This window comes from Acidobacteriota bacterium (genome assembly GCA_030697165.1).
Taxonomy (GTDB): Bacteria; Acidobacteriota; Vicinamibacteria; order Vicinamibacterales; family UBA2999; genus 12-FULL-67-14b.
This window is the reverse complement of sequence record JAUYQQ010000009.1, coordinates 105,399-117,729: the sequence shown is the minus strand read 5'-3', so window position 1 is coordinate 117,729 and position 12,331 is coordinate 105,399. Positions and strand designations below refer to the sequence as shown.

The following is a 12,331-nucleotide window of genomic DNA, read 5'->3' as shown; positions in this document are numbered from 1 at the left end:
GAGCGTGAATTATCTCATTTGCGGGTTACGTGCGGGTAAATAGAAAAGGGCCGGCCCGCGCATTGCGGAACCGGCCCGTTTTTGGGGTTTGGGCGATTAACCAACCGCCCAAACTATATGGTTTCTAGCTCGATGCCCGGGCCTTGCGCATCTCGTTGGCCTTGTCGCCGAGCGCGGTGCCTTCGGTCAGCAGTTCCTTCTGCTTCTTGGGGTCCTTCTCGACCAGCGCCTGGGTGCGAAGCAGCAGGCCCTTGTAGGTCATGGCCTCGATGTAGTCGGCCTTGATTTCGAGGGCCTTGTTCACGGCGTCGAGGCCGTCAAGGACGAGCTGCAGCTTTTCCTTGTCCGAGAGGCGGAAGTCGCGTGACGCCTTGTCCCAGTGGTAGGTTGCCAGCGTGTAGTGTGCCTCGGGGTTGTTTGGCTCGAGCTCAATGCGCTTGCGCAGGTTCTCGACCAGCTTGGCGAAGTCGCCCTGGCGGTTGTAGTAGCCGGCCACCGTCAGGTACACGGTCGGGTCGTTCGGCCTGGCGTCGCGGCCCTTCAGGTAGGTTTCCTCGGCCAGTTCGTACTCGCCCGAGTCCTCGTAGATCTTGGCGAGCTGGAAGTAGTTGGTCGGTTCGTTCGGCGCCAGTTCGATCATGCGCTTCACCACCGGTTCGGCCTGCGTCGGGTCGGCCAGCTTGTCGGGGCCGTAGGTCGAGACCAGGAACTCCAGGGCCAGCGAACGCTTCGGATTCGACTCTTCCGTCAGCTTCTCGCTCGCGAGCTTGTAGTTCTCGATTGCCTTCGTCAAGAAGGCGTCGTTCTCGGGCTCGCCCTTGCGTGCCGGCCGATACATGTTGTCGTACGAATTGCCGAGGTAAAAATAGATCGCCGGGCACCATTCGCAGGCCGGGTCGCTGGCGGTCATGTCCGCGGCTTCCTGATATTTCTGGACCGCCGTCCGCCAGTCGCTGGCGGCGTAGGCCTTGTTGCCGTCCTTGAACGCTTTCATGGCGCGGACCTGACTGATATATCCGCAACCGGCCAACGTGACGCTCAGCCCGACAACCAGCGCCAAATACGCTGCCGAAGACCGCTTTCTCATTAGAATTCCCCCTGTAAGTCCCTGTAAAACACGTTCAAGCCGCAAGGCCGGAAAGTATAGCTTCGTTTCCAGACCCCCCGCAACCTCCGGCTGGCGATGCCCTATGATGGATCAAGGTCCACCTCACGGCGGACGCCGCTGGCACTTCCGGCTCGGCCGGGCTTGTCTCTGAATGTAGCGTCCGGCTTCAGCCGGACCATCAGCGACCGATAAGCAATTAGACACCGAACTTCATGATTCGCTTCGAGGATCTGCTCGACAAGGTCCAGGGCTATAGCCCGGACGCCGATCTCGAGTTGCTCCGCCGGGCCTACGTGTTCTCGGCCCTGGAGCACAAGGGACAGATCCGCCATTCGGGGGAGCCGTACCTCGTCCACCCCCTGGAAGTGGCCGACATCCTGGCCGACATGAAACTGGACGCCGTCTGCATTGCCGCCGGCCTGCTCCACGACGTGGTCGAGGACACGTTGACCACGCCCGACAAGATCCGCGAGAAGTTCGGCGAGGACGTCGCCCACATCGTCGAGGGCGTGACCAAAATCGGCGCCATCCCATTCTCGTCCAGCGAAGAACGCCAGGCCGAGAACTTCCGCAAGATGCTGCTGGCGATGGTCGATGACATCCGGGTCATCCTGGTGAAGCTGGCCGATCGCCTGCACAACATGCGCACGCTGCAGCACATGGCCGACGACAAGCGCGCGCGCATCGCGCAGGAGACCCTGGACATCTACGCGCCGATTGCCAACCGGCTGGGCATGAGCCGCATCAAGAACGAGCTCGAGGAGTTGTCGTTCCGCTTCCTGGAGCCAGACGCGTTCGCGACGCTGCGGGCCAAGGTCGAAGCCAAGCGCAAGCCGACTGAAGGCATGATCGAGCAGCTCACTGGCGACCTGCGCGCCAAGCTGCTCGAGGCGCAAGTGCCGGTGATCAGCGTCGACGGCCGGGTCAAGCGCCTGTTCAGCATCTGGCTCAAGCTCAAGGCCCAGAAGATCGATCTCGAGCAGGTGTATGACTTCGTCGCCCTGCGGATCGTGACGCCGTCGGTAAAGGACTGTTACGCCGCGCTCGGCATCATTCACCAGACGTGGTCGCCGGTGCCGGGCCGCATCAAGGACTTCATTGCCATGCCGCGGCCCAACGGCTACCAGTCGCTGCACACCTCGGTGATCAGCGACCGCGGCTTTCCGTTCGAGGTGCAGATTCGCACCGAGGAGATGCACCGGCTGGCCGAGGAAGGCATTGCGGCGCACTGGAAATACAAGGAAGGGCGGGTCGGCGCCGGGCGCGATGAGCAATACTTCCAGTGGCTGCGGCAGCTGCTCGAATGGCAGCAGGACACCCGCGACCCGCAGGAGTTCCTGTCGAACCTGAAGATCGATCTCTATCCCGAGGAGGTCTACACCTTCACGCCGCGCGGCACGGTCAAGGTGCTGCCCAAGGGCTCGACCGCGATCGACTTCGCGTACTCGATTCACACCGACGTCGGCCACCAGTGCGTGGGCGCCCGCGTCAACGGCCGCATGGTGCCGCTGCGCACCCGCCTCAAGAACGGCGACATCGTCGAAATCATCCGCAATGCGTCGCACAAGCCGAGCCGCGACTGGCTGAACTTCGCGGTCACCTCGCGCGCCCGCAACAAGATCAAGCACCTGATCCAGGCCGAGGAGAAGGAGCGCGCGGTCGAGCTGGGCAAGCGCGTGTTCGACAAGGAGGCCCGCCGCTTCGGCCTGAACGGCGGCAAGCTGGTCGAGGGCGAGGCGATGCAGAAGATCCTCGCCGAGTTCGCGGCAGCGAAGCCCGAGGATCTGCTGGCGCAGATCGGCTACGGCAAGGTGTCGCCGCGCCTGGTGCTCGACAAGATCGTCCCGCAGGACGAACTCAAGGAGCAGGCGCCGGAGCATCCCGTGCTCTCGGCCGTCAAGCGCGTGCTGCGGACCGGCAGCGAGCCGGATCGCATCAAGGTGCGCGGCGCGGACGAGGTGATGGTGTTCCGGGCGAAGTGCTGCAACCCGATTCGCGGGGAACAGATCGTGGGGTACATCACGCGCGGCAAGGGCGTCTCGGTGCACGCGGCGAAATGTCCGAACGTAGTCAACCTGATGTACGACCCCGAGCGCCGGATCGACGTCGAGTGGGACAAGGGCGCCGACCTCGCGCCGTACACGGTGCGGCTGACGATCGAGGTCGAGGACCGCAAGGGGATGCTGGCGGAACTCAGCCAGCGGATTTCCGACATCAACACCAACATCACGAACATGGAGGCGCGCACCGGCGATCAGCGCGCGCGCATTGACGTGACGGTCGAGATCAGGGACATGAAGCACCTGGAGCAGGTGCTAAAGGCGGTGCGCGGGATTAAGGGCGTGTTGAACGTCGAGCGGTCGTCGCCTATTCCAGAACGGCGATGACGTCGATTTCGACGCGCACGTCCTTGGGCAGCTTCACGACCTGGACGGTCGAGCGCGCCGGGTAGGGCGCGGTGAAGTAGCTGGCGTAGACGTCGTTCATGGCGGCAAACTCGCCCAGGTCGACCATGAACACGGTGGTGCGGGCGACGTGCGAGAAGTCCGCGCCGGCCGCGGCCAGCAGCGCCTTGATGTTGTCCATCACGCGCGTGGCCTGGGCGGTAATGTCACCGGCCACGATCTGGCCGGTGACGGGATCGAGCGGAATCGATCCCGACAGGAACAGCAGGTTCCCCACCTTCAGCGCCGGCGAGTACGGTCCAATCGCCTTGGCCGCCCCGGCTGCCGTCACAAGTTCCTTCATGCCCCCACCAGCCCCACCTGCCCTACCAGCCCCACCTGCCTAAGCCGCCTTGGTGATCTTGCCCGAGCGGATGCAGCGGGTGCAGACCTTCACACGCTTGGTGGCTCCGTCAACGACGGCGCGGACCGTCTGCAGGTTCGGCTCGAACCGGCGGGGACGGACGTTGTGGGCGTGAGAGACACGGCGGCCAACCGCCGGGCCCTTGTCGCAGATATCGCAGCGCATTGCCATAACCAAAGCTCCTTGGAGAAACCCCTATCTTATCAGTACGAGCCAGGACCCCTGGAAAGGTGTGTCGAAAAGGGCGCCACCACTGGTGAGAATTCCCCAGTTGGGAAAGTGTAATTCTTGCCACAGCGGTAGGCACTGTGGTACCTTTTCCCGGTTTCTGGGTGTCCCCGATAAGTGACAGAGTGAGGGAGAACCCAATTCAGGGGTCCGGCGTCTAATCATCAGTGAACGGTGTTCGGGCCGCTGATAACCGGGCAAGGCATGGACAGTTAAGTCCTTGTGAATAAACGCGATAGATAAGGAAGACCGGGCACTCTCGAACTCGCCGGTTCATATTCCCAGTCAATCTATCCTTCGCTCATATCAGTAATTGGAAGTACAGGTTCGGTCGGGTTTATAGGCATCGGTCTTGCTTAGAGGTATGCGCAAGAGCGGGGCAAATCATAGCTTCCCTGTAGGACAGGGAACGAAGGGAGCGGTTGCAGTCATGGCAGCCAAGTCGAAGAAGCGGAACGTAGCGGTAGCGGAAGTGCCCATCGGGGCACGGTACGACGAATTGAAGCGGATGCTCGTCGAGCGTCAGCGCGAGATCCTGAGCGAAGTTCAGGGGAAGATTCGCGATGTGCGCGCCGAGGGTTCGGAAAAGGACCACGAAGTGCTCGATCCGGGTGAGACCTCGGAGGTCGACATCCAGGAAGACATCGAATTCGCCCTCATCCAGATGAAGGCGGAGACGTTGAACAAAATCAACGAGGCGCTGTCGCGCCTTGAAGAAGGCACCTACGGTCATTGCTTCGAGTGCGCGGAAGAGATCGCCCAGCCCCGGCTGCGCGCGCTGCCCTTCGCGGTTCGCTGCAAGGACTGCGAAGAAGCCCGCGAGATGGCACAGCAGCGCGAACGCATCCAGGCGCGCCGCGGTTCCTCGAGCCTCGGTTTCGACATGCGGGGTTAACACCCGGCGTCCTAATCACAGGCCCGCCGGAAGGCGGGTCTGTAATTCTCCCGCCTTCCGGCTCACACCTGAATACAATCGCCCCTGGGAGGGGCGGCATCGTGAGCAATCCAATCGATCCGATCGACCCGCCGACTGTCGACACGCCGGTGTTTCGCGTGCCGCCCGAAATGCCGGTGTTGCCGCTCCGCGACACCGTGTTGTTTCCGCAGGCGTTCATGCCGCTCGCCGTCGCGCGCGAAAGCTCCGTCAAGTTGATTGACGAAGCGGTCGCCAGCGGCCAGACGATTGCCGTCTTCGCGCAGCGCGAAGCCGGCGAAGACGAGCCAGGGCAGAACGATCTGCACGAGATTGGCACCGCCAGCCAGATCCACAAGATGTTCAAGCTGCCCGACGGCAGCCTGCGGATCATCGTGCAGGGCCTGGCGCGGGTGCGCCTGGACGAGATCACCGCCACCCGTCCGTACCTTCGCGGCAAGGCCACCGAGGCCCCCGAGATCCTGAAGGACGACGATCACCTCGAGATCGACGCGCTGCAGCGGAACATCAAGGCCAACTTCCAGCAGATCGTCTCGCTGTCGCCGCTGATGTCGGACGACCTGCAGGCGCTCGCCTCGAACATCACCGATCCGGGACGCCTCGCCGACTTCATTGCCTCGGGCCTGGGCACCATCGCCACCGACACCAAGCAGGAAGTGCTGCAGACCCTCGACGTGCGCGCGCGACTCGACCTGCTCAACCGCCTGTTGATCAAGGAACTCGAGGTGCTCGAGCTTGGTTCGAAGATCCAAAGCCAGGTGCAGTCGGAAGTCGGCAAGAACCAGCGCGACTATTTCCTGCGCGAGCAGCTCAAGGCGATCCAGAAGGAACTGGGTGAAGGCGACGACCAGACCCGCGAGATCGAGGAGCTGCGTACCAAGCTCGAGGCCGCCGGCCTGCCCGAGGCCGTCAAGAAGGAAGCGTTGCGCGAGCTCGACCGGCTGTCGAAGATGCCGCCGGCCGCCGCCGAGTACACGGTCGCCCGCACCTATCTCGACTGGATCGTGGCGCTGCCGTGGTCGAAGCGGACCGATGAGGTCATCGATTTGAAGAAGACCAAGTCGATCATGGATGCCGAGCACTCGGGGCTCGAAAAGGCGAAGGACCGCATTCTCGAATACCTCGCCGTGCGCAAGCTGAACCCGGGCATGAAGGGGCCAATCCTTTGCTTCGTCGGCCCGCCGGGCGTCGGCAAGACCTCGCTCGCGCGCTCGATCGCGCAGTCGCTCGGCCGCAAGTTCGTGCGCATCTCGCTTGGCGGCGTTCGCGACGAGGCCGAGATCCGCGGCCATCGCCGCACCTACATCGGTGCGCTGCCCGGCCAGATCATCCAGGGCCTGCGCCGCGCCGAGTCGAAGAACCCGGTCTTCATCCTGGACGAGGTCGACAAGCTCGGCAACGACTTCCGCGGCGACCCCTCGTCTGCGCTGCTCGAGGTGCTCGACCCGGAACAGAACAACACGTTCCGCGATCACTACCTCGACGTGCCGTTCGACCTGTCGGAAGTGCTGTTCGTGACGACGGCGAACGTGCTCGATACGATTCCACCGCCACTGCGCGATCGCATGGAGGTGCTTGAACTCCCCGGGTATACCGAGGAAGAGAAGCTCGCCATCGCCCGCGATCACCTGGTCGCCAAGCAGGTGCAGAACCACGGCTTGAACAAGCAGCAGGTGGTGTTCACCGACGCGGGCTTGCGCGCGGTGATTCGCGGCTACACGCGCGAGGCCGGCGTCCGCAACCTCGAGCGCGAGATTGGCGCGATTTGCCGCAAGATCGCCCGCCGCCGCGCCGAAGGCGATGACAACAAGGTAAGGGTGACGCCCGAGTTCGTCGAGCAGCTGCTCGGCTCGTTCCGCTTCATGGAAGAGGAAGTGAAGGACCGCACCAAGCTGCCCGGCGTCGCGACCGGCATGGCCTGGACACCGGTCGGTGGCGACGTGCTGTTCGTCGAGGCCACGCGCATGGCCGGCGGTGGCTTGCTGACCCTGACCGGCCAGCTGGGCGACGTCATGAAGGAATCGGCGCGGGCGGCGCTGTCATGGGTGCGCGCACACGCCACCGAATGGCAGATCGATCCCGACTTCTTCAAGAGCTCCGAGCTGCACGTGCACGTGCCGTCAGGCGCCATTCCGAAGGACGGTCCCTCGGCCGGCGTCACGATGGTCACGGCCATGGTGTCGGAATTGACCCGCCGGCCCGTGCGCGGCGATCTGTCGATGACCGGCGAGATCACCCTGTCGGGCAAGGTGCTGCCGGTCGGCGGCATCAAGGAAAAGGTGCTGGCCGCCAAGCGCGCCGGCGTCAAGGAAATCATCCTGCCGCGGCAGAACGAGAAGAACGTGAAAGAAGACCTCGGCGACGAGTTGCTGAAGGGCCTCACGATCCACCTGGTCAGCACGATCGACGAAGTGTTGCTGCTGGCGCTGGTGCACGAGAACGACCGGCCGGCCAGGAAGGGCACATCGAAGCCGGCGGTCACCGCGCGCAAGACCCGGCCGGGGCACGCACCCCGGTCGCGCTAGGCCGGCGGACCTTCGGGTCCGCCGCTTCCCGCCTGAAATCCCCGCTAGCCTTTTCTCATCTCCCTCACATCCTCGTTTGGTTTACTCAAACCCAGACCGGGGCGAGGTAGACTCTCACCAGTCCATTCGCTCAGGAGCACCCAATGCTGTTCAGTGATCGCAGTATCTGGACGATGGTTCACGGTATCGGCTTGAGTGGCGCCGCGCTGGCGGGGCTCTTTGCCGCGCTGTTCTGCCTGCAGGCCATGGCCGCGGGCCGCGATCCCGAGGCCAACCGCGCCCAGGCCCGCGCGCTCAGCGGACTGCTGCTCTTCACCGCCGCCGCCCTCTGGGCTTCGGTCCTGGTCGGCACGTTCGTGGTCTTCCCTGAGTACCGGCTGCCACCGCCGGCGGGCACGGTTGATTTGGGCCCGTACCCGCGCGCACTGCTCCTGGGGAATCCAGACACCGCCTGGCTCCACGCGTTTGCGATGGAATGCAAGGAGCACATGCCCTGGATCGCGGCCATGCTGGCGACCGCCGTGGCCTTCGTCAGCACGCGCTACCGATCGCAGTTGTTGACCGACACCTCGTTGCGGCGCGCGACCATGACGATGTTGCTGATCTGTTTCGCCATCGTCGGCTTCATCGGCCTGCTCGGCACCCTCGTCAACAAAGTCGCCCCGCTGCAGTAGGGAGGACAGGTTCCATGACCTCCGATTCCGCAACCGCTTCGAACGGCGCCGCCATGGCGGCGTATCTCGGCGCCGGCATTGGCGCCTTCGCCATGGGGGCCTTCTGCGTCCTGAATGAGTCGGGGGTATTTGCGGCGCCGGCCCTGTATGGGCCAGCCGGGGGCTTGTCGGGCCGCGCCACGTTCGCTTGCGTCGTCTGGCTCGCCGCCTGGCTGATCGTGCACAGTCGCTGGCGGGACCGCACCGTGACTCATCCACCAGTGTGGCTGGCCACGGTCGTGCTCACGGCGCTTGGCCTGCTGGGCACGTTCCCTCCTTTCTGGAGCCTGTTCTAGAGGATCAGGCGGCGCGCCCTGACAGCGGTCAGGGCACCAGCTTCTTGCGTTCGTCCAGCAAGTACGCCCGCAGGGCCGCCACGGCGGGCTTGTCGAGTTCCGCGAAGCGCGGCATGCCTTGCTCGACGAGCGAGCCGTCCAGGATCTTCTCGAGGCCGTTGTAGATGCCCGGCGACGAACGCCGCAGGTCGGGCAGGATGGTGCCGCCGCCGTGGCAGCGGGCGCAGTAGGTGTTGAAGATCCGGGCGCCGGCGGCAATCTCTTCGGGCCGCGCGTTGCTGGCAATCGCCGTGACCGCGCGCGGCCGCGGTCGAGACGGCAGATCAGCCGTACCGCCGATCGCGTAGGTCAACAACCGGCCGTAGCTGCGCGTCTTCTTCGAGAACGCGCCACCCCATCCGGCCATCACTGACACGTACTGCTTGCCGTCGATCATGTAGGTGATCGGCGGCGCTACGATGCCGGTCGTCGCCCACGACGACCAGAGCTTCTCGCCGGTGGCGGCGTGGTAGGCGATGAAGTCGCCGGCCGCCGTGCCCTGGAACACCAGGTTGCCGGCCGTGGCGAGGGTGCCGCCGTTCCAGTACGAACCGTACTCGACCGTCCAGCGCGGCTTGCGCGCGATCGGGTCCCACGCCAGCAGCCGGCCGGTGTACGGCACGTCGTAGCGGTCCATGTTTCGGCCGACCGGCGCGAGCCCGAGGTTGTACTCGAGCGGCCGGTATTCAAAGTCTTTCGGCTGCTCGTAGTAACGCCCGTTATCCTGCGCGGGAATGTAGACGAGGCCGGTCTTCGGGCTGAATGACATGGCCTGCCAGTTGTGGCCGCCGAGCGGGCCCGGGCGAATGTAGGTGCCCTTCTCCTTGTAGTCGGCGCCAGGCATCTCGACCGGCCGGCCGGTCTTCATGTCCACATGCGAGGCCCAGTTGACGGTTACGTACGGGTCGGCTGCCAGCAATTCGCCGGTCGCGCGATCGAGCACGTAGAAGAACCCGTTCTTCGGCGCCTGCATCAGCACCTTGCGCAGGCGGCCGCCCATCTGCAGGTCGGCCAGCATCATCGGCTGCACCGCGGTGTAGTCCCACGTGTCGCCGGGCACCGTCTGGTAGTGCCACACCAGTTCGCCGTTGTCGGGGTTGATGGCGAGGATCGAGGCCAGGTAGAGGTTGTCGCCACCGCCCGGGCTGCGAATCTCACGGTTCCACGCGGCGCCGTTGCCGGTGCCGACGTACAGCAGGTTGAGCTCGGGATCGTAGACGATCGAATCCCACACCGTGCCGCCGCCGCCGAATTTCCACCAGTTCTCGCCCTGCCACGTGGGCAGCGCGACGTCGAGCGCCTTGTTCTCTTGCGGCTTGGACGGATCACCGGGCACGGTGTAGAACCGCCACGCCAGCTTGCCGGTCTCGGCGTCGTAGGCCGACACGTAGCCCCGGACCCCGTACTCCGCGCCACCGTTGCCGATGATCACCTTGCCGTTGGCGATGCGTGGCGCGCCGGTGCTGGTATACGCCTGCTTCTGATCGACCGTCGTCACCGACCAGGACGGCTTGCCGCTCACGGCATCGATCGCGATCAGCCGGCCGTCGAGCGCGCCAAGATAGACGCGGCCCTTGTAGAACGCGGCGCCGCGATTGACGACGTCACAGCAGGCGAGCTGGTCGTACTTGCGATGGACCTCGGGGTCGAACTTCCAGAGCTGCTTTCCGGTCCGGGCATCGACGGCGTAGACGACACTCCACGATCCGGTGGTGTACATGACGCCGTCGATCACCAGCGGTGTGGCCTCGAGTCCGCGGTCGGTGGCCGTCTCGAACGACCAGGCCAGCCCCAGCTTCGCGGCGTTGGTGTCGTTGATCTGATCGAGCGGACTGAACCGCTGCTCGTAGTAGTCGCGCCCGTAGGACAGCCAGTCACCGGGACGCGACTCCACGCTCGCAAGCGCCTTATCGTCAACCGGGGCAGGGGCCTGTTGCGCGGTCACCAGGCCGACGAGGACGAGCAGAGACAGAGTGCCTGCGAGCAGCCGACGGACCATAAGGGAAACCTCGCGGCCGATTGTCGTGCCAGTCGCCGCCCGAAGCAAGCCGTTTGAGTCGCAGCCGCTGCTCGACCCGGGGTATTCTTTGGCCCACGCCGGAGGGGGCGTTGCCATGACCGCGTCAAACACCAGTTCGACTGCCCGGCCGAGCCCGCTCGACCGGTTCCTGAACGGCATTGAGACCGCCGGCAACAAGCTGCCGGATCCGGCGATGCTCTTTGCGATCGGGCTGGCGCTGGTCTGGCTCCTGAGCTTCATGCTGTCGTCGGTGGCGTTTACCGAGATTGACCCGAGGAACGGCCAGCCTATTCGCGTCCAGAACCTGATGACCGGTACGGCCATGGCGGCCTTCCTCGCGGCCATGGTGAATACCTTCGTGACGTTCCCGCCGCTCGGCGTGGTGCTCGTGGCGCTGCTTGGCGTCGGCGTGGCCGAGGCGGTCGGCTTCCTCAATGCCGGGCTGAAGTGGCTGCTGAAGCTGACGCCTGGCGCGCTGTTGACACCCATGCTGATCCTGGTGGCGTGCTTGAGCCACACCGCCACCGACGCGGGCTACGTGCTGGTGATCCCGCTCGGCGGGGTGCTGTTCTACACCGCCGGCCGGCATCCGCTCGCGGGCATTGCCGCCGCGTTTGCCGGCGTCTCTGGCGGCTTCAGCGCCAACCTGATCCCGTCGGCGATCGATCCGCTGCTGCAGGGGTTCACGCAGACGGCGGCACAGCTGATCGATCCAGCCCGGCAGGTCAACCCGCTCAGCAACTTCTACTTCACGGCCGCCTCGACGTTTCTGGTCGTGGGCCTCGGCTGGTTCATCACGGACCGCATCGTCGAACCGCGGCTCCGGGCGCTGGCGGTGGACGGCGACGTCAAGGACATGCCGCGGCTCGAGGCCTTGTCGCCGGCCGAGTCGCGCGGCTTGCGGGCGGGCGGCCTGACCATGCTCGTCGGCCTGGCGCTGCTGACCTGGTGGGCGTTGCCGGTCGGTTCGGCGCTGCGCGCGCCCGATGGTCAGATCACGTCGTTCCAGGCACCGCTGATGCGCTCGATCGTGCCGTTCATCTTCCTGTTGTTCCTGGTGCCCGCGATCGCCTACGGCGTGGTGGCCGGCACGGTGAAGTCGTCGCGCGACGTCATTGCCGGCATGACCAAGGCGATGAGCACGATGGGCTACTACCTGGTGATGGCGTTCTTCGCGGCGATGTTTACCGCCGAGTTCGGGCGGTCAAACCTGGGGGCGCTGTTTGCGCTGAAGGGCGCCACCACCCTCCAGGCGCTGGCGCTGCCGGGGCAGGTGACCATCGGCGGCGTGATCCTGGTGACGGCGATGGTCAACCTGCTGATCGGATCCGCGTCGGCGAAGTGGGCGCTGCTGGCGCCGATCTTCGTACCCATGCTGATGCAGGTCGGCCTGGCGCCGGAGCTGACGCAGGCCGCCTACCGCATTGGCGACTCCAGCACCAACATCATCACGCCGCTGATGCCGTACTTCCCGCTGGTGGTGGTGTTTTGCCAGCGCTACGTGCGCGGCGCCGGCATCGGCACGGTCGCCTCGATGATGGTGCCGTTCTCGATCACCTTCATCATCGTGTGGACGTTGTTCCTGCTGCTGTTCTGGGCGCTCGGCATTCCGCTGGGGGTGCAGTCGGCGTACCTGTATCCGTGACCGGCACGACCGGCG

Annotated in this window: 10 protein-coding genes; 6 read left to right on the top strand and 4 right to left on the bottom strand. The window is 64.9% G+C overall.

Annotated elements, in window-relative coordinates:
• Positions 1-124 precede the first annotated feature (124 nt).
• A complete protein-coding gene (locus Q8T13_08850) occupies positions 125-994 on the bottom strand; it encodes a tetratricopeptide repeat protein (GenBank protein ID MDP3717854.1) in 870 nt (289 codons plus the stop codon).
• Positions 995-1,320: 326 nt separating this feature from the next.
• On the opposite strand from Q8T13_08850, the gene Q8T13_08845 reads away from it, so the two are divergent.
• Positions 1,321-3,495 carry a bifunctional (p)ppGpp synthetase/guanosine-3',5'-bis(diphosphate) 3'-pyrophosphohydrolase gene (locus Q8T13_08845; GenBank protein MDP3717853.1) on the top strand — a complete coding sequence of 725 codons (2,175 nt, stop codon included), beginning with the start codon at positions 1,321-1,323 and terminating at the stop codon, positions 3,493-3,495.
• Here Q8T13_08845 and Q8T13_08840 read toward each other — a convergent pair.
• Together Q8T13_08840 and rpmB are read right to left on the bottom strand one after the other, a co-directional pair.
• Positions 3,476-3,856 (bottom strand): RidA family protein, encoded by a 381-nt coding sequence (locus Q8T13_08840; protein MDP3717852.1) that lies wholly within the window; start codon positions 3,854-3,856, stop codon positions 3,476-3,478. The two genes, Q8T13_08845 and Q8T13_08840, sit on opposite strands and share 20 nt — an antisense overlap.
• Before the next feature lie 39 nt (positions 3,857-3,895).
• Positions 3,896-4,087, bottom strand: a complete 192-nt coding sequence (rpmB, locus tag Q8T13_08835) for a 50S ribosomal protein L28 (protein MDP3717851.1) — start codon at positions 4,085-4,087, stop codon at positions 3,896-3,898.
• A 421-nt stretch (positions 4,088-4,508) separates the two neighbouring features.
• On the opposite strand from rpmB, the gene Q8T13_08830 reads away from it, so the two are divergent.
• The 4 genes from Q8T13_08830 (at position 4,509) to Q8T13_08815 (ending at position 8,612) form a co-directional block, all read left to right on the top strand.
• A complete protein-coding gene (locus tag Q8T13_08830; GenBank protein MDP3717850.1) occupies positions 4,509-5,039 on the top strand; it encodes a TraR/DksA C4-type zinc finger protein in 531 nt (176 codons plus the stop codon).
• 101 nt (positions 5,040-5,140) lie between these two features.
• Positions 5,141-7,603: an endopeptidase La gene (gene lon, locus Q8T13_08825; GenBank protein MDP3717849.1), complete on the top strand. Its 2,463-nt coding sequence runs from the start codon at positions 5,141-5,143 to the stop codon at positions 7,601-7,603.
• Positions 7,604-7,746: 143 nt separating this feature from the next.
• Entirely contained in the window at positions 7,747-8,277 is a 531-nt protein-coding gene (locus tag Q8T13_08820; protein ID MDP3717848.1) for a hypothetical protein, read from the top strand.
• 14 nt (positions 8,278-8,291) lie between these two features.
• Positions 8,292-8,612 (top strand): hypothetical protein, encoded by a 321-nt coding sequence (locus Q8T13_08815; protein MDP3717847.1) that lies wholly within the window; start codon positions 8,292-8,294, stop codon positions 8,610-8,612.
• 28 nt (positions 8,613-8,640) lie between these two features.
• On the opposite strand, the gene Q8T13_08810 is transcribed toward Q8T13_08815, so the two are convergent.
• A complete protein-coding gene (locus Q8T13_08810) occupies positions 8,641-10,650 on the bottom strand; it encodes a PQQ-dependent dehydrogenase, methanol/ethanol family (GenBank protein MDP3717846.1) in 2,010 nt (669 codons plus the stop codon).
• A 115-nt stretch (positions 10,651-10,765) separates the two neighbouring features.
• Between Q8T13_08810 and Q8T13_08805 the strand changes: the two genes are divergently transcribed.
• Positions 10,766-12,316 (top strand): AbgT family transporter, encoded by a 1,551-nt coding sequence (locus tag Q8T13_08805; protein MDP3717845.1) that lies wholly within the window; start codon positions 10,766-10,768, stop codon positions 12,314-12,316.
• Positions 12,317-12,331: the final 15 nt, after the last annotated feature.